Consider the following 16,596-nt stretch of genomic DNA (forward strand, 5'->3'; position numbering starts at 1 on the left):
TATTTTGTTATTACCAGCCGAACTGGTGTTTTTTAATTTGAAATCGTTACTTGTTTTTTGGCGCCAACATCGACAACCATAATTTCGGGAAATGTCTTCCTGCCCACAACATGGCCGTTAGCCGTTTTGGAAAGGCGTACTCAAATGGACGAGACTCTAGTGCACTGAACATGCGTTTTGCAGCATCATCCGGTGACATTAGAAACGGCATAGAAAAAGTGTTTTTCTGCGTCAAAGGCGTATCAACAAAACCTGGCAATAAACAGGTGACATCGACATTGAATTGCTTCAGATCCATTCGCAAAGAAGATAAGAAATATCGAATAGCGGCTTTACTTGCACCATAGGCTTCAGCTTGTGGAAAAGCAGCCTGTACGGCTTGTGAACTCACACCAACCAAATGCGGACGTGAGGATTTCTTGAGCAATGGCAAACACACTTCGACACTATTCACCAAGCCAATAAAGTTAACCGACATAATACGATCCATCATTTTCCAATCTGGATCAGTGTCCGTCATATCCAAATACTCGCAGGTACCTGCGTTTAATACCGCACAGTCTAAATGAGCAGAATATGAACTCAGCGTGTCTCGGACGGAATCCATTTGACTGTCATCCGTTATATCAAAAGGAATAAAGGTTAAATGCTGGTGATTGTCTAGTAGAGGTTCTAGCTCGCCTTGCTTGCGCGCACTGGCTAATACTTTCCAACCATCGTCCAAATAACACTTGGTCAACGCAAGGCCAATACCAGAACTCGCTCCGGTTATCCAAACGACTTTTCTATCCATTGCCTGACTCATGAGACTCTCCTTAGTTCGCTAGGCGCTTTTTTAAACCTTTCACCACAGCCCCCAACAAAGGCACGTGCTCATAAATCAACTGGCCAAGGTCATAAACATCTTCATGGAAATAGATGCGCTCGTTAAATTGCACCTGACTAATGCCACGTACCGTAATGGTTTTATTGCCTAGTTTTGGATGTTTAAAATGCATATTCCATTTTATGTACGCTGTATTCTCGGACACAATTTGATCCAAGTATTCAAAACGGCCACTGTGAACGTTGACACACATCTCAGACAAATAAGCATGTAAGTTTTCTGCACCACGTAATTCATGGACAGGATCTTTAAACAATACATCTTCTGTATATACATCATCTATTTTGTCGAGCTTTGGATGCTTTACATCAAGATAAAAAGCCTTAAAACGCTCTATTAACAAAGAATTGGGATCCATATTAGAGTCCGCCATGCTCATCACTAACCTTAGCTGTCTTGATAGGAAGAATTGATCGGTAAATCTATTCTTTTCATTTATTTCCATTAAACGTGTTTAAGCAAATTATGGATCACTCTTTTTAAAATAGATGGTCTGAAAAGTAAGATTTTTCACACCCTCTTTTTTTACCTATTTAAAAGTACAAATGTTTTTACTATTAAAAAAGACGAATGTGATCCATCCTTCTAATTAGCACGTATATTTGATAAACGACATGTCAGCCTTCCTTTTGGAGCAATAAATGGAACGCGCAATACAAATAGAACCAGATGAACAACGCGTAGCAGATATGCTTGCTATTGCTGAGCACAGAGATCAAGCGGCGCTCGTTCGCCTGTTTGATCACTATGTTCCGAAATTAAGAGCTTTCTGTCTGGCGGCACAACCTGGCGCCAATTTAATGGCCGATGACATTGCTCAAGAAGTTATGATTCGCATCTGGAATAAGGCACATACTTACAAGCCTGAATCCGCGTCTCTCAACACTTGGGTTTTTACTCTAGCAAGAAACGCACGTATTGATTATTTGCGTAAGAATAGTCGCCATCAATCAGATATTGATCCTGAGTATCTTTGGCAAAATGTGGTCGACGAAAATGCTGACCCATTTAAAGACGCACAACAAAAAAGAGATCAGGAACGGATTCAACAAGGCTTAGATAAATTGCCAGCGGATCAAAAACAGGTTTTGGCCAAAGTCTATTTAGAAGGCAAAACCCACAAAGAAGCGGCAGAAGAGTTATCTCTTCCTCTCGGAACGATAAAGTCTCGAGTTCGCCTTGCTTTGCACAAACTCACTATTTACGTTAAGAGGTAGTATCGATGATTAACTACCATCCATCGATTGAAATACTGACCGACTACGCTGCCGGCTCATTACCATTAGCGCATTCTTTATGTGTATCTACACATCTAGAGCGTTGTCATGAATGCCAACAGCAAATCCGCAAGTTGGAAATGCTTGGTTCACACCTATTTGATCAAACTAAAACCGACAGCCGTCAGCTTAGCAATTTAAAAGACAGCTTTTTCGAAAAGATAAACGCACAAGCTGAGCAAGAAAGAGACAGCCTGAAGATAGAAGAAGAGCCAGCAGAGATTGACTGGGATAACTACGCTATTCCTAAGAGCCTGCGCCAATTTATTAAGAAAAGTTACGATGACCTAAATTGGATGCGCTTATCGCCGTCGTTTAAGATCGCTACTCTTTACAATGAAGAAGGCGGCGCACAAATTGCTCTGACCAGAGTAAAAGCTGGCGCTCACATGCCAACTCACACTCACACTGGCGATGAAATCACCTTAGTTTTAGAAGGTGCTTTTTCTGATGAAAGCGGTGTTTATCGCCAAGGAGATTTTATCAATCGTGATGCCAGCCATAAACATAAGCCAATCGTCACCAAAGACGCGGAATGTATCTGCTTAACCGTGTTAGATGCACCGATTGAATTTACTGGCTGGTTAACGCGACTACTGAACCCCATTATTCGTCGATACCATCCTCATTCAAGTAGATAAAACTACGTGACATTGGTCTCACAGCTAAAGATAGCCACACGATTGCAGACGTTAGCCAATAACAAGCAAATTTTGTGAAAATCTGGTATAGTCCTTGTTCAATCTAAAAACAAGGACTATTTATCATGGCAACTAAGAAGAAACAGCCGGCTGCTTCGGAGACTTCGGAATCTATTGAAAAGCAAATGCAAGAGTTTCTAGCTCGCGGTGGACTCATAGATAAAATCGATTCAGGAGTTAGTGGACAATCTCAGCTAACAGGATCACGTCACATTTCCCTAGGAAATAGCAAAACGAAAGCACAATAAGCTTTAGGGATACTTTACTGATTGTAAATATCCCTCGTTATTTTCGTTTGTACGCCAACTCTATAGACGCTGTTTTAGAATTACCTTTAAACGCAAATAGGTTGGCGAATCAAATAGTTATCTATTATTTCCCTATTTATACATAAAACCTAAAATAACAATTTAACCTCATAGATAGAGGAACATTATGCTTACCGAATCTGATCGCGCTTTTTTCCGTCCTAAATGGCGTAGAGTAGTAGTAACTTTATTTTGTGTTGCATGGGCTATTCTTGAATGGGTATCGAATGAACCTATCTGGGCCATGGTTGCAGCAGGTATCACGCTATATTGTTTGTGGAACTTCTTTTATAAGTTTGAAGAAGAAACAGATGAAGACAGCCCCCCTATCAGTTAATCGATAAACACAAACACGCCGTCGATTTAACCTATTCTACTATTTTTAAACAAAGCATTGACGAACAAAACAGTCGCGAAAGACTTTTATTAACGAGTCATATATTCGCCACATAAACGTCACGACGCTGTCATATTGACGCTCTACTCTCACTAATAAGATATATAAAAACTTATTAGAGCGGAGCGCCACTGTGATACAAGTCGAGCAAATGATTGCCAGTAAATCTCCTAAGTTTTTCGACAAAAGCCCATTTATCACTCGCCCAACGTTAAGCGTGTTAAAACGCTTATTCCACGAAAATGAAGTAAACCAATTCCTGGAAAAAAACCACGGCTGTGTTGGCTTCGAATTTATTGATCGTATACTGGATCACTTCAACTTTAGCTATCAAGTGAGTCAAATAGATCGTCGAAACATTCCCGCAAGTGGACGTGTGATGATCATCGCCAACCACCCTCTTGGTGCCTTAGATGGCCTCGCTTTACTCCGATTAATTGGTGAAATTCGCCCAGACGTAAAAATCGTCGCCAATGATTTATTAATGGGATTTGACGGCTTAAAGCAGCTCGTTCTTCCCGTCGATAATCTCGGCGGAAAAACCGGACGCCAGCAGCTAAAAGCCATCATGAGCTGCTTGCATAATGAAGAAGCCGTGATTATTTTCCCTGCTGGGGAAGTGTCTCGCATGTCGCCAAGCGGCGTAAAAGATCAGCACTGGAATCAGAACTATCTAAAACTCGCACAAAAAACCAACAGTCCGTTATTGCCGGTTCACATCGGTGGCCGTAATTCTATGCTATTTTATACCAGTTCTATTTTGTATCGTCCGCTATCAACTTTGCAGCTCGCCAACGAGATGTTCCGCCAGCGCAATCGTAAAATCCCCATGCAAGTTGGCCAAGCCATTCCGATTCAAGAGGTAGCACAACTGCCTTTAAGCGATAAAGAGAAAAATAAACTGGTGAAACGCCATTTGTACCGCATCGCCAAAGGCAAAAAACCGCTGCTTAAAACTGAAAAGACCGTTGAACATCCGCAAAATAGACAGATGATCAAACAAGAGCTCAAAATAGCCGAGCACCTTGGTAGCACCAAAGACAACAAACAAATTTACCTGTTTGATTACGATCCAATGTCGGTGACTATGAAAGAGATTGGGCGTTTGCGCGAAATCGCCTTTCGTAAAGTGGGTGAAGGCACTGGTGAACGCTCTGATTTAGACAAGTTCGATCAATACTATCGCCATTTGATCTTATGGGATGAAGAAGAGCTAGAAATCGTTGGCGCTTATCGCATAGGTGAAGTTGCACGTTACATGAAGTCAGACACACCAAATCGTATCTACAGCGCCGAACTGTTCCAATACTCTTGCGATATGGAACCTTATTTCGAACAAGGTATTGAACTAGGACGTAGCTTTATCCAACCTAAGTATTGGGGCAAGCGCAGCTTAGATTATTTGTGGTACGGAATTGGCGCCTATTTAGATAGACACCCTGAAATTCGCTACATGTTTGGTCCTGTGAGTCTAAGCAACAGCTACCCACAAGTGGCGAAAGATTTTATTGTCTCCTTTTACAAGCTCTACTATGCCGACAAAGAACATTTGGCGCGTTCGTTCACGCCTTATCAAGTCAATACAGAACACTCTGACATCATTTCAGCCATGTTCAGCGGTGATAACTATGAAGTAGACTTTAGAATATTAAAGGAACAGCTCAGCCACTTTGGCGCCAGCGTACCAACGCTGTTCAAACAGTACAGTGAATTGTGCGACACGGGCGGAGTTCGCTTCTTAGACTTTGGTGTCGATGCCGACTTTGGCTACTGTGTGGACGGTTTGGTCCTAGTAGACCTAAATACAGTCAAAGAAGCGAAAAACAAACGTTACCGCGGTCACAACGATGGCACTCAACCATAATTAGCTATCACGAATCATGGTGGTGTCCACGATAGTGACGACCGTGAGTATGATGACTATGTGAGTGATGACCATGGGCGTGGTCATCATCTTGTTGTTCTGGGCGTTTAAAGACAACCAGATAAACAATCTTAATGACCAACATTATGCTTAACACAATAAGAACGACCATTTGAATATCCATAAAACACCTCATTATTTTTGTTGGTGTCGTTTGAGTATAGGACATGAAAATACCTTTAAATGTGAATTTACGTCTTAAGTTTGTATAGATGTGGTAAGCCCTGAAATAGCGCATTTAGTGTCATGATAGATACTAAAATGGATCGAAGAAGATAAGCCTAGACTAAAAATAAAACGTTTTTTGTTTTGGGATTAATCAGTTAGTAAATATGGCGTAGGGTTTGCTTTATTATTAAAAGAGAATCTTTTTTAAAGAGCTTTTTCAAAGAGTAATTTAAACAACACGTTTCATCTAACCTCGGGCTTTTGCCGTAGCCTTACACATTTGTCTATCGCTAGATCATGGAGCTAAAAATGATTGAAAAAACCTATTTAAAAACCAAACCCGAATGCAAAGTGAAATTCGCATTACCTGCTGAAGCGATTGGTGATGCAAAAAGCGTCGCTGTCGTTGGTGACTTCAATAATTGGGACTGCACAGCCAACCCAATGAAAAAACAGAAGTCTGGCGATTTTGTGTCGACGCTTAACTTGGGTATCGAAACCTCGTACCAATTTCGTTATGTTCTGGATGGCTCTGAATGGCTAAATGATGACATGGCAGACGCCTACGTTCCAAGCCCAATAAGCTACGACACAAACGGCGTCATCAGCCTGTAATAACGCTTCGTAACGTTTATAGCATTTCAATCATAGCGTCTCGCTTTTAGGTTTTAAGCCGAGACGCTTGCCTCTCTCAACCTTGCTTTGAGGGGTCTTCTGCGTTCAACACTCCCGCATTCAATCAGCAACATTCCTCGTATCATAACGTCATCTTTTTGCCCCAAAACCACTAATTCATGGATTCGAGCTGCAATTTATAGTCAAAATATGTACAATTGTTTTTATTAAACGCGCGTTTAATAAAAACTCAAATACCTCAATGACTCTAAACAGAGCATTGAAACAGACATAAAGAGGCACATCATGGCACATCAGCAGCAATACATTCATGGCCGCTACCATGCATCCACCAGCGGTGAACACTTTGAGACAATCAACCCAGCCACAGGCGAAGTGATTGCAACAGTAGAGCACGCAGGACAAGCTGAACTAGATGCTGCTATTGAGTCTGCAAAACAAGGTCAAAAAGTGTGGGCAGCAATGAGCCCTGTTGAACGCGGACGCATCCTTAAAAAAGCCGCTGAGCTATTGCGTGAAAACAATGAAGAGCTTGCACGTCTTGAAGTATTAGACACAGGCAAGCCACTTCAAGAAGCCATTTGCGTGGACATTCAAACGGGCGCTGACGTAATCGAATATTACGCAGGCCTAACCGACAAAATCCAAGGCGATTACCAAGACCTTGGCAATGGCAACTTCTTCTATACTCGTCGCGAGCCACTTGGTATTTGCGCTGGCATCGGCGCGTGGAACTACCCTATTCAAATTGCTATGTGGAAATCTGGTCCTGCGCTGGCTGCGGGTAACGCGATGATCTTTAAACCATCAGAAGAAACACCACTTACAGCGCTTAAACTGGCGGAAATTTACACCCAAGCTGGCTTGCCTGATGGTGTTTTCAACGTCATTCAAGGCGACGGTCGCACTGGCCAAATGATCACCAATCACCCAGACATCGACAAAGTCTCTTTCACTGGTGAAGTGGGAACAGGCAAAAAAGTTATGACAGCGGCGGCGCAATCGTTGAAGCAGGTGACCATGGAACTTGGCGGTAAATCACCAATGATCATCTTCCCAGATATGCCAGTAGATCAGGCTGTCTCTGCGGCGATGTTGGCCAACTTCTACACGCAAGGCGAAGTTTGCACTAACGGTACTCGTGTATTCGTGCACGCTGACATGTTGGACGCTTTCACCAAAGAATTAAAACAACGTACTGAAGCCATGATTATTGGCGATCCAATGGACATGAACACGCAAGTCGGCGCGTTGATTTCCAAAGACCACATGCAGAAAGTCTTGGGCTACATTCAAGCGGCCAAAGACGCTGGTGCGACCTTGTTATGCGGCGGTTACCAAGTTACTGAAAACGGCTTAGACAAAGGTGCCTTTGTTGCTCCAACTGTTTTCACTGATTGCACCGACGACATGCCACAGGTACGTGATGAAATCTTCGGTCCAGTAATGTCTGTGCTTAGCTTCACCGACGAAGATGAAGTGATTGCTCGCGCTAACGATACCAAGCTTGGCTTAGCCGCTGGCGTCTTCACCAAAGACTTCGCTCGTGCCCATCGTGTCATTGGTCAAATGCAGGCCGGTATTTGCTGGATCAACGCATGGGGTTCTTCTCCAGCTGAAATGCCTGTGGGCGGTTACAAAGAGTCTGGTATTGGTCGTGAAAACGGCATCGAAACTTTGTACCACTACACACAAACGAAGAGCGTCTTTGTTGATCTAAACGACATTCAAAGCCCTTACTAAGCGAAGCGCTTAACTCTTAATAGATGAGAACAGTCATGGCTAATGAAACGTACGATTACATTATCGTCGGTGCTGGCTCCGCAGGGTGTGTGCTAGCAGACCGGCTGACAGAAAGTGGCGAACACAAGGTGTTGTTATTGGAAATGGGCGGCTCAGATAAAAGCGTCTTTATCCAAATGCCGACCGCCTTATCTTACCCAATGAACACGACAAAATACGCGTGGCAATTCCACACGGACAAAGAGCCCGGTCTTGATGGCCGTGAAATGCATTGTCCACGCGGCAAAGTATTAGGCGGTTCATCGTCTATTAACGGCATGGTTTATGTGCGTGGTCACGCTTGTGATTTCGACCAGTGGGAAGAAAACGGCGCCAAAGGTTGGAACTACCAAACTTGCCTGCCTTACTTTAAAAAAGCCGAAACATGGAAAGGCGGCGCGGACTTATACCGTGGCGGCGACGGTCCATTGTCGACCAACAACGGCAACGACATGACCTACAACCCGCTTTACCAAGCCTTTATCGATGCGGGTAAACAAGCAGGCTACGGCAAAACCGACGACTACAATGGCTACCGCCAAGAAGGCTTTGGTCCAATGCACATGACGGTGAAAAATGGCGTACGCGCTTCAACGTCGAACGCCTATTTACGTCGTGCCATGGCGCGCCCTAACCTAACGGTAAAAACGGGCGTGCTTAGCCACAAAGTCCTCTTTGAAAATGAAAAGGCCGATGGCAAAAAAGCGGTTGGCATTGAGTTCAGTAAAAACGGCCAAACTCAACAAGCCACTGCTAGTAAAGAAGTGATTCTGTCGGCAGGTTCCGTTGGTTCACCACAGTTGTTGCAACTGTCTGGTGTCGGTCCAAAAGACGTCTTGGAAAAAGCCGGCGTTCCTCTGGTTCACGAACTGCCTGGTGTCGGTGAAAACCTGCAAGACCATCTAGAAGTCTACTTCCAGTACTACTGCAAACAACCTGTGACGCTAAACAGTAAGCTTGGCTTGATCAGCAAAGGTTTGATCGGTACGCGCTGGATGTTGTTTAAAACCGGACTAGGAGCGACCAACCACTTTGAATCTTGTGGTTTTATTCGCTCTCGTGCAGGTCTTAAATGGCCAAACATTCAATATCACTTCTTGCCAGCAGCCATGCGTTACGATGGTCAAGCAGCGGTTGAAGGTCATGGTTTCCAAGTACACGTTGGCCCAAATAAGCCAGAAAGTCGTGGCAAATTGTGGATCGAATCCGCTAATCCAGCGGCGAAACCGCGCATCTTGTTTAACTACATTTCGACCGAACAAGACAAGCAAGACTGGCGCGACACGATTCGCCTAACTCGCGAAGTGCTTCAACAATCTGCGCTAGACGATTACCGTGGTGATGAAATTCAACCGGGTATAAATATCCAGAGCGATGAAGAAATCGACCAATGGGTAAAAGAGAACGTGGAAAGTGCTTATCATCCATCTTGTACTTGTAAGATGGGCGATGACAACGACCCAATGGCCGTGCTAAACGAGCAATGCCAAGTCCGCGGAATCGAAAGCCTACGCGTGGTGGATTCGTCTATTTTCCCGACCATCACCAACGGCAACTTGAATGCACCAACGATCATGGCGGCAGAAAAAGCCGCCGACATGATTCTCGGCAAAGCAGCCTTGCCGAGCCTAGACGCTCCCGTTTGGATTCACCCAGAGTTTGAAACCAAACAGCGTTAATGAAAGACAAATAAACTCATAAAAAAACACCTGCTAAGTTATTTAGCAGGTGTTTTTTCGTTTATAAGCTTTGTGCTATTTCAATGGCCGTTATTTCAACTCAGCTATTTGATCTGAAACACAGCAAAACCATTTTCATCTAAAGACTGATAAGTCATATTTTTAGCTGCGGCTTCTTTTGCTTTTGGCGAGCTTGTAAATAAGACTTTTGCTTTACCAAAACCGGTGAACGACCAATTGCCGTCAGCGGCAGGATTAATGGTCTTTTGGCTCAATAAGTAATTTGCTACCACATCACGGTTCTTATCTGGCGCATCGATCACAATAGTCTCGCCATTAAGATTTGGGAAATGCCCGCCGCCACCAGCGCGATAATTATTGGTTGCGACCAAGAACTCATCTTTCGCTCTTAATGGTTCGCCATTAAACATTGCCTTAGTAATACGGTGCGCGTCTTTATTCACCACTTCACCATCCGTATTGTAACGAGCAGGTTGTGTCACATCGATACGATAAGAAATCCCGTCGATCACATCGAAGTTATAAGTTGGGAAAGACTGATTCACCAATTCTTGTGGCTTAGCAGACGTCGCATCGATTTGATTAAACTGCCCCGCCGCTGCTTCTAACCACTCAACCACTTGCGCACCAGTCAACTTCACGACTTTTAAATCGTTTGGATAGATGTACAAATCACTGACGTTTTTCAGCGCAATGTCACCTTTTGGCACATCGGTGTAATACTCTGGGCCACCGCGACCACCAGCCTTGAACGGTGCTGCGGCAGACAATATCGGCAAACCTTCATAAGAGGTACCACGAACGATATTTTCCACATACCAAATCTGCGCATTGTTCACGATCTGAATGGATGGATCATCTTGCACGAGCGCAAAGAAGCTATTGATGTCAGCTGTGGATTCACCCACTTTACGACGCATATAGGCCAGAGTACCTTCATGCTCGGTTTTTACAGCGTCATTAATACTCGCATCGGCTTCTACCAAAGCCACCGTAGTTCGACCTTCACGGCGAGAAATAGCACGTACTTCGGCTTTGCCCTCGGCGACTTTCCAACCATTGCCAGCTGGCTCAAGTTTTAAATCAATTACGCCAAGGTGAGACCCCCAAAAACCGGGCATAGTCGCAGGCTTACCAAATACCGTGCCTTTCTCCCCATCCACGCCTTCGAAAGCATCTAAGGCTTTATCGCCAGGGAAAATACGATGAGAGTGGCCAAACAAAATCGCATCGATACCATCAACCTTCGCCAAATGATAAGACGCGTTTTCCTCGCCTTTCATATAAGGCGAATTCATCATGCCACTGTGTGGAATCGCGATAATCACATCCGCGCCTTTTGCTTTCATTTCTGGAATGTATTTATTGGCCGTTTCGATAATATCTTTGGCAATGACTTTATGAGTTAAATTGTCCTTATCCCACGTCATAATTTGTGGCGGCACAAAACCAATGTAACCTATTTTGACCGTTTGTTTTTTACCGTCAGAATCGACGAAGGTTTTGTCTTTAATGATATAAGGCTGGAAGTAAGGCTGGTCGTTAGACGCATCGTTGTCGCCATCGTCCACATACACGTTGGAGTTAACGTAAGGGAAATTAGCGCCACTTAAACTCTTCATTAAAAAATCTAAGCCATAGTTAAACTCGTGGTTACCGATATTACCCACATCGTAATCTAACAAATTCATCGCCTTAAACGCTGGATGCGTCTCCCCAAAGCGCAGCACTCGACCTTTGGCAACATAATCGCCCAACGGCGTACCCTGTAATAAGTCACCGTTATCCACCAACACAGAGTTCGTTACTTCGTCACGCGCCGCTTTGATCAAAGTCGCCACACGAGACAAGCCCACCGCATCACTTTGCTTATCGCCGTAGTAATCGTAATCCACCAAATTCATGTGGATATCCGTGGTTTCCATGACCCGCAAGTCAATGGTGGAAGCCTGCGCCATCGCAGCAAACAACAAAGAAGAGGCGAAAATCGACGCACCCTTAGGAACAAAAAACGTCATGAAAATACTCCATTAATACAAACATCTTGCGTATCAAAAATACTAACCAAAAAGTCAGCTTTCATAGTAAGACGATTTTATGCGAAGTTCATGCCTTTTTTGTGACATTTTCTTTATGGATTTTGTTGAATTGCTTATTATTCGCCAACACGCTAAAACATATAAAAACGTACAGGAAATTTGGGAGTCATCATGGATGCAATAAGCTTCACAGCTGCCAAGGCAAACTTAGCCGATATAATGGATAAGGTTTGTAATGACCACGCGCCAGCTATTATAATGTCGTTAGAAGATTACAACGCCATGCAAGAAATAGCTTCTTGACTAAAGCTCACCCGCAATGCAAATACGAGTAGAGTAGACTTTTAGAATCGATTGAAGAGCTTGAAGCTAGTGAAAGAAAGGAGTTAGAGAATATTAAATAAAATATGCGTTTTCTAAGAAAGCCTGGGAAGAGTACCTTTTCAAAACAGCATTAGTCTGATTTATCCAATTCGTTTCATAAATTTCCAATGAACACTTTATACTGACTTACCCACTTTAGAGTTACCAAGGTAACTTGACCAGATCACCACTCTGTTTTAAAACCAGCATGGTAGATGTTTCTGATACAGATGGTATGCCTTGAAGCACATTCGCCACAAAACTCGTCAAGGCATCAGTATCTTCTACCCATACCCGCAATAAATAATCATAGTTTCCAGCAACTAAAATGTACTCAGATACTTCAGAGTAGTTTTCGATTTCACGAATGAATTGCTCGTGGCCGTCAGGAGTGTGTCTATTAAGCCTAACGGTAATAAGAACACAGATATTAAGCCCTAGTGCTTTAGGACTTAGGTTTGCGGAGTACCTAGTAATGAAGCCATCATTTTCTAACTGATGAATACGTCTTCCACAAGGAGTTGAAGAAAGTCCCACTTTGTCCGCAATTTCAACGGTAGACTTTCTGCCGTCCTCTACGAGCTCCTTTAGAATCTGTTTATCTATCCTATCTAGCTTTCTTGCACTCATTACCTAAAATTTCCACCATAAACAGTTAAATCATCCAATATATTGACAATACCGTAGTGATTTTGAACGAAAAAATCAATGCTCTTACTGTAAATTATGCCTTAGATACTTCGCATTCATTAGGGACTACTCAGTACTATGCAACCCATACCCCAACTATCCATGGCAGCGGCATTTGCTTCGCTTATTTCCCTTCAAGTTGGAGCCGCATTTGCTAAAACTATCTACCCGTTCGTCGGCCCAGAAGGTGTGACTGCACTTCGTATTGGGATTACGGCATTGATTCTTTGTTTGATAACTCGTCCATGGACATTAAGGATTGAGCGTTCTTCTTGGCCTAACCTCCTTATGTACGGCGGAATGATTGGCCTCATGAACATATTAATTTATAGAGCTTTTCTTCATATACCCATTGGAATCGCGATATCGATAGAGGTGCTTGGCCCGCTGAGTGTCTCTTTACTTTCAACAAAGCGAAAATCAGATGTGGTGTGGATCATGTTTGCTCTATTTGGTGTCATGCTATTACCATACGGACAGTCCAGTTTCTCGCTAAACGCTATTGGTGTTCTATATGCTGTTTTGGCCGCGATTAGTTGGGGGATTTATATTAGTTACGCTAGCAAAGTCTCTCATTTAGGCGCAGGAGGTGTCTGTATAGGAATGGTGGTAGCGGCATCTTTTGGTGTCCCTATTGGCATATCCCAGGTTGGCCTTGATCTATTCAAGCCCGAAATTTTAGCACTCGGACTAACTGTCGCGATTTTATCGAGTACCATACCATTCTTGCTTGATGTTTATGCCCTAAAGAGCCTTCCTAAAAGTATATTCGGCGTCTTAATGAGCGCTTCCCCAGCGGTTAGTGCAATAGCTGGTTGGTTCATACTTGGAGAGCAATTAAGTACTGTACAGTGGGCTGGTATTTTCGCTATCAGCATCGCTTGCATTGGAGCAACTTTACCAGCGTATGTATCCGATAAAACAGCTTAATGGAAGGGTAATCCTCCCTCATCAAACCTACGAGACGGAGGACAGCAAGGAGTTAGCGTTTAAACCAGCGCCAAACGAAGAGGACTTTGATGAGCGCAGCAGCGACGTAGGTCATGGCGCAGGCGGTGAGGATTTTCTTCACTTTGGGTAGGTCTTCCTGTGGAATGTAGTTACCTTCTCTCAATATGGGTAGTGCCTTGTTAAAGCTGGCGTCCCATTCCTCCGGCAGAATGGCGACTTGCACTAATACGGCCAACAGGCCAGATAACCCAACCACCAGCGCGTGAAGCGGCACGGCGTAAGGCAAGTGCAGCAACAGCGTGATAGCTGGCCAGCCTAACAATAAGCCTGCAGTGATGCGTCGCGCCATGTGCGCTAAAGGCAAATAACGCGTGCTAAGATGGGAGATCTTTTGTTTTTTCTCATGGGCGATGGCGTGCCCTACTTCGTGAGCAGCAACAGCGACGGCGGTTAAGGATCGGCCATTAAGAACACTTGGGCTCAGACGAACCGCATGTTGCCCAAAATCGAAATGGTCTTGGCCTTCTTGTGCCGCTTCTACTTTTACGTCATTCAGCTCAAATCGTTTCACCAAGTGCGTCGCTAGCTCGCCGCCCGTTCCCGCTAAATCGTCACGATCCGTGGCGTAGCGTTTTAAGGTAAATTTTACCCACGCGCTTGGTCCAACAAATAATAAAAGAGCGATGACAATACCAACAATCCATAACATAACGTTGTCTTTCTACTATCCAAGTTAACAAAAAATATCCGGCTCAACTTTGACCGTTTTTAGGTTCATCACATACACTGTAATAAATACCTAAAGTATACGAGCTAGATATGAAAAATCCTTTAGTTGGTCCGATTCTCGCGATCCTCAAAAACCACCCAAATGGTATGAGTGAGTTTGACATACTAAAAGCGTTAAAAGATCAGCTACCAGAATTTAGCAAGCTTGCCGACGATGCCAACTTGCAGCTATTTCGCCAGCATTTTCTTATTATGAATGCTTTGTATCAATTACAAAGTAGCCTTTGGCAAGAAGAAAACCTGATGTTAAACATCAGTGCACTTCGAATCCATCTACTTAGCGCATCAGAGATCCAATTGTCTGCTAGTACCAGTTTAAACGACAGCGTAGGCGCAAAGTTAGCCGCTTACTACCTAGACTGGGAAGAATACGAAAAAACCGATGAGGATGAAGTCTCTCGCCTTCTCAATAGCTTCTACAAAGGCATTAGTTTACCTGGTAACCGAGACTCTGCACTTAAAACCCTACAAATCGACAGTAGCAACCCAACCAAAGCAACGATAAAACAACAGTACCGCAAGCTGGCCCAAAAACATCATCCAGACAGAGGCGGCGATCAAGATGCGTTCATTGGACTCAGGCAAGCCTATGAATACCTAATGTTCTGATCTCTAAGGCGTTGGCAAAGTGTAAAACTCTTCTTCTATCGTTGCTTTCGATTCTATAAAAACTCAAGATGAACCTCGCTCTTTATTTGTGGTCAAAACTCGACCTTTTATTATTTTACCGATTCATTTTTATAGAAACAGGGCTTATGATTTTTTCTTCTTTTTTACGACACCTTTTACCGCCTAAAACACATCACCGTTTCCTAATTCGTCCACTTTGCCTCATTTCTTTTACCCTGCTTAGCAGCTGCAGTGTTAACGAGATCGATAGTTCCAATGACTTCGAAAACAATGGCCGAGACATAACAGCACTGAAACGTGAGACGCTATATTTAAAAGAAAGCCTGCCACCGGGCTTACCAATGCCTGACGCGAGTTTCGAAAGTGGTTTACAGCAACAACTAAAGTACTTGAACCGCATTGGCGATAAAGATTTCGTCCTTGAAAATACGCAAACCAGCGTTGCCGATTTGAAAATCGTCGCGGAAGAAATCAACAACTGGCTGCAAAATCCAGCACAACAGCCGCAGCTAATAGCCCATCAATTGGCGGGACAAGACCAAAGAGGCAACGTGCAAATCACGGGATATTATGTGCCTGTTTTACCAGTTCGACACTTACCAGATGAAGTGTATCGCTATCCGCTTTACCGCAAACCGGTACAAAGAAATGCCGAAGGAAAATACCCTTCTCGCGAAGAAATAGATTTTGAAAATGCTCTCGCAGGGCAGGGATTAGAAATTGCCTATACCTCCAGTTTAGTCGATAATTTTTTCTTGCACGTGCAAGGTTCTGGCGTAGTCGAGTATGAGAATGGCGAGCGCAAACTCTTATCTTGGGGCGGTGTAAACGGCCATGCTTATCGCAGCTTAGGAAAAGAACTTATTGAGAGGGGTGAGATTGATCGAGCCAATATTTCAGCACAAAGCATTCGCCAATGGCTAAGTGATCACCCAGAACGTAATCGTGAAATTCTATCCACTAACCCGAGTTATTTGTTTTTTAGCGAAGGTCCACAAAGCCCAGTTGGTGCCGCTAACGTGCCATTAACGCCTTTATATTCAGCTGCAGTTGATCCAAAAGTGATTCCGCTTGGCTCGATTCTATTGGCTCAAGTTCCGAAGCTAGACACCTATGGCAACTTAGTCGGCCATGAGTTCCGCCTGCTATTAGCACAAGATAAAGGTGGTGCGATTAAAGGGCCGGGGCATATTGACTGGTACCAAGGCATAGGCGAAGAAGCGCACTTTCATGCAGGTCAGCTAAAGCATTTTGGCAAGGTTTGGTTACTGCTACCGCAAAACCCAACACCGAAGATACTTATTGCCCAATAAGTTCTTTTTTGAAGCAAAAACGCCGCACTTTAATATTTAAAG

Annotated in this window: 18 protein-coding genes; 12 read left to right on the plus strand and 6 right to left on the minus strand. The window is 43.8% G+C overall.

The window, feature by feature from the left end:
• Positions 1-46 precede the first annotated feature (46 nt).
• Positions 47-805 (minus strand): SDR family NAD(P)-dependent oxidoreductase, encoded by a 759-nt coding sequence (locus BUA59_RS16440; protein ID WP_072840771.1) that lies wholly within the window; start codon positions 803-805, stop codon positions 47-49.
• A gap of 10 nt (positions 806-815) precedes the next feature.
• Complete coding sequence (locus BUA59_RS16445) at positions 816-1,259, minus strand: nuclear transport factor 2 family protein (protein ID WP_245813170.1); 444 nt, start codon at positions 1,257-1,259, stop codon at positions 816-818.
• A 268-nt stretch (positions 1,260-1,527) separates the two neighbouring features.
• On the opposite strand from BUA59_RS16445, the gene BUA59_RS16450 reads away from it, so the two are divergent.
• The 5 genes from BUA59_RS16450 (at position 1,528) to olsF (ending at position 5,433) form a co-directional block, all read left to right on the plus strand.
• Positions 1,528-2,103 carry an RNA polymerase sigma factor gene (locus tag BUA59_RS16450; RefSeq protein WP_072840772.1) on the plus strand — a complete coding sequence of 192 codons (576 nt, stop codon included), beginning with the start codon at positions 1,528-1,530 and terminating at the stop codon, positions 2,101-2,103.
• 5 nt (positions 2,104-2,108) lie between these two features.
• Positions 2,109-2,804 (plus strand): ChrR family anti-sigma-E factor, encoded by a 696-nt coding sequence (locus BUA59_RS16455; RefSeq protein WP_072840773.1) that lies wholly within the window; start codon positions 2,109-2,111, stop codon positions 2,802-2,804.
• 125 nt (positions 2,805-2,929) lie between these two features.
• On the plus strand, positions 2,930-3,112 hold the full coding sequence (locus tag BUA59_RS16460) for a hypothetical protein (RefSeq protein ID WP_072840774.1): 183 nt from the start codon (positions 2,930-2,932) through the stop codon (positions 3,110-3,112).
• A 187-nt stretch (positions 3,113-3,299) separates the two neighbouring features.
• On the plus strand, positions 3,300-3,509 hold the full coding sequence (locus BUA59_RS16465) for a hypothetical protein (RefSeq protein ID WP_072840775.1): 210 nt from the start codon (positions 3,300-3,302) through the stop codon (positions 3,507-3,509).
• 193 nt (positions 3,510-3,702) lie between these two features.
• On the plus strand, positions 3,703-5,433 hold the full coding sequence (gene olsF, locus BUA59_RS16470; protein ID WP_072840776.1) for a bifunctional ornithine lipid synthase OlsF: 1,731 nt from the start codon (positions 3,703-3,705) through the stop codon (positions 5,431-5,433).
• 7 nt (positions 5,434-5,440) lie between these two features.
• Here the strand turns inward: olsF and BUA59_RS23885 are convergent, their stop codons facing one another.
• Positions 5,441-5,617 (minus strand): hypothetical protein, encoded by a 177-nt coding sequence (locus tag BUA59_RS23885; RefSeq protein WP_175550790.1) that lies wholly within the window; start codon positions 5,615-5,617, stop codon positions 5,441-5,443.
• A 353-nt stretch (positions 5,618-5,970) separates the two neighbouring features.
• Between BUA59_RS23885 and BUA59_RS16475 the strand changes: the two genes are divergently transcribed.
• The 3 genes from BUA59_RS16475 (at position 5,971) to betA (ending at position 9,758) form a co-directional block, all read left to right on the plus strand.
• Positions 5,971-6,276 carry an isoamylase early set domain-containing protein gene (locus tag BUA59_RS16475; protein WP_072840777.1) on the plus strand — a complete coding sequence of 102 codons (306 nt, stop codon included), beginning with the start codon at positions 5,971-5,973 and terminating at the stop codon, positions 6,274-6,276.
• A gap of 306 nt (positions 6,277-6,582) precedes the next feature.
• The gene (gene betB, locus BUA59_RS16480) at positions 6,583-8,040 is read left to right on the plus strand and encodes a betaine-aldehyde dehydrogenase (protein WP_072840778.1); all 1,458 of its coding nucleotides are present in this window, start codon (positions 6,583-6,585) and stop codon (positions 8,038-8,040) included.
• A 35-nt stretch (positions 8,041-8,075) separates the two neighbouring features.
• Positions 8,076-9,758 carry a choline dehydrogenase gene (gene betA / locus BUA59_RS16485; RefSeq protein ID WP_072840779.1) on the plus strand — a complete coding sequence of 561 codons (1,683 nt, stop codon included), beginning with the start codon at positions 8,076-8,078 and terminating at the stop codon, positions 9,756-9,758.
• Between the two features lie 104 nt (positions 9,759-9,862).
• Here betA and BUA59_RS16490 read toward each other — a convergent pair whose 3' ends face one another.
• The gene (locus BUA59_RS16490) at positions 9,863-11,797 is read right to left on the minus strand and encodes a bifunctional 2',3'-cyclic-nucleotide 2'-phosphodiesterase/3'-nucleotidase (RefSeq protein ID WP_072840780.1); all 1,935 of its coding nucleotides are present in this window, start codon (positions 11,795-11,797) and stop codon (positions 9,863-9,865) included.
• Between the two features lie 192 nt (positions 11,798-11,989).
• On the opposite strand from BUA59_RS16490, the gene BUA59_RS24175 reads away from it, so the two are divergent.
• The gene (locus BUA59_RS24175; RefSeq protein ID WP_175550791.1) at positions 11,990-12,121 is read left to right on the plus strand and encodes a type II toxin-antitoxin system Phd/YefM family antitoxin; all 132 of its coding nucleotides are present in this window, start codon (positions 11,990-11,992) and stop codon (positions 12,119-12,121) included.
• Positions 12,122-12,343: 222 nt separating this feature from the next.
• On the opposite strand, the gene BUA59_RS16500 is transcribed toward BUA59_RS24175, so the two are convergent.
• Positions 12,344-12,811, minus strand: coding sequence for an Lrp/AsnC family transcriptional regulator (locus tag BUA59_RS16500; protein ID WP_072840781.1), 468 nt, complete (start codon positions 12,809-12,811; stop codon positions 12,344-12,346).
• 138 nt (positions 12,812-12,949) lie between these two features.
• Between BUA59_RS16500 and BUA59_RS16505 the strand changes: the two genes are divergently transcribed.
• Positions 12,950-13,801, plus strand: coding sequence for an EamA family transporter (locus tag BUA59_RS16505; RefSeq protein ID WP_072840782.1), 852 nt, complete (start codon positions 12,950-12,952; stop codon positions 13,799-13,801).
• A gap of 52 nt (positions 13,802-13,853) precedes the next feature.
• On the opposite strand, the gene BUA59_RS16510 is transcribed toward BUA59_RS16505, so the two are convergent.
• A complete protein-coding gene (locus BUA59_RS16510; protein WP_072840783.1) occupies positions 13,854-14,531 on the minus strand; it encodes a zinc metallopeptidase in 678 nt (225 codons plus the stop codon).
• 110 nt (positions 14,532-14,641) lie between these two features.
• On the opposite strand from BUA59_RS16510, the gene BUA59_RS16515 reads away from it, so the two are divergent.
• Positions 14,642-15,220, plus strand: coding sequence for a DNA-J related domain-containing protein (locus BUA59_RS16515; protein WP_072840784.1), 579 nt, complete (start codon positions 14,642-14,644; stop codon positions 15,218-15,220).
• Between the two features lie 146 nt (positions 15,221-15,366).
• Positions 15,367-16,554 carry a murein transglycosylase A gene (mltA, locus tag BUA59_RS16520; protein ID WP_072840785.1) on the plus strand — a complete coding sequence of 396 codons (1,188 nt, stop codon included), beginning with the start codon at positions 15,367-15,369 and terminating at the stop codon, positions 16,552-16,554.
• The last annotated feature ends 42 nt before the right edge of the window (positions 16,555-16,596 follow it).

The organism is Marinomonas polaris DSM 16579 (assembly GCF_900129155.1).
In the GTDB taxonomy this organism is placed as follows: Bacteria; Pseudomonadota; Gammaproteobacteria; order Pseudomonadales; family Marinomonadaceae; genus Marinomonas; species Marinomonas polaris.

Excerpts from the sequence above, each read along its gene's own strand:
- BUA59_RS16510 (WP_072840783.1), bottom strand. The coding sequence starts at position 14,531 with ATGTTATGGATTGTTGGTATTGTCATCGCTCTTTTATTATTTGTTGGA.
- betA (WP_072840779.1), top strand. The coding sequence starts at position 8,076 with ATGGCTAATGAAACGTACGATTACATTATCGTCGGTGCTGGCTCCGCA.
- betB (WP_072840778.1), top strand. The coding sequence starts at position 6,583 with ATGGCACATCAGCAGCAATACATTCATGGCCGCTACCATGCATCCACC.
- BUA59_RS16505 (WP_072840782.1), top strand. The coding sequence starts at position 12,950 with ATGCAACCCATACCCCAACTATCCATGGCAGCGGCATTTGCTTCGCTT.
- BUA59_RS16465 (WP_072840775.1), top strand. The coding sequence starts at position 3,300 with ATGCTTACCGAATCTGATCGCGCTTTTTTCCGTCCTAAATGGCGTAGA.
- mltA (WP_072840785.1), top strand. The coding sequence starts at position 15,367 with ATGATTTTTTCTTCTTTTTTACGACACCTTTTACCGCCTAAAACACAT.
- BUA59_RS16515 (WP_072840784.1), top strand. The coding sequence starts at position 14,642 with ATGAAAAATCCTTTAGTTGGTCCGATTCTCGCGATCCTCAAAAACCAC.
- BUA59_RS16500 (WP_072840781.1), bottom strand. The coding sequence starts at position 12,811 with ATGAGTGCAAGAAAGCTAGATAGGATAGATAAACAGATTCTAAAGGAG.
- BUA59_RS16450 (WP_072840772.1), top strand. The coding sequence starts at position 1,528 with ATGGAACGCGCAATACAAATAGAACCAGATGAACAACGCGTAGCAGAT.
- BUA59_RS16440 (WP_072840771.1), bottom strand. The coding sequence starts at position 805 with ATGAGTCAGGCAATGGATAGAAAAGTCGTTTGGATAACCGGAGCGAGT.
- BUA59_RS16445 (WP_245813170.1), bottom strand. The coding sequence starts at position 1,259 with ATGGCGGACTCTAATATGGATCCCAATTCTTTGTTAATAGAGCGTTTT.
- BUA59_RS16455 (WP_072840773.1), top strand. The coding sequence starts at position 2,109 with ATGATTAACTACCATCCATCGATTGAAATACTGACCGACTACGCTGCC.
- BUA59_RS16460 (WP_072840774.1), top strand. The coding sequence starts at position 2,930 with ATGGCAACTAAGAAGAAACAGCCGGCTGCTTCGGAGACTTCGGAATCT.
- BUA59_RS24175 (WP_175550791.1), top strand. The coding sequence starts at position 11,990 with ATGGATGCAATAAGCTTCACAGCTGCCAAGGCAAACTTAGCCGATATA.
- BUA59_RS16490 (WP_072840780.1), bottom strand. The coding sequence starts at position 11,797 with ATGACGTTTTTTGTTCCTAAGGGTGCGTCGATTTTCGCCTCTTCTTTG.
- BUA59_RS16475 (WP_072840777.1), top strand. The coding sequence starts at position 5,971 with ATGATTGAAAAAACCTATTTAAAAACCAAACCCGAATGCAAAGTGAAA.
- BUA59_RS23885 (WP_175550790.1), bottom strand. The coding sequence starts at position 5,617 with ATGGATATTCAAATGGTCGTTCTTATTGTGTTAAGCATAATGTTGGTC.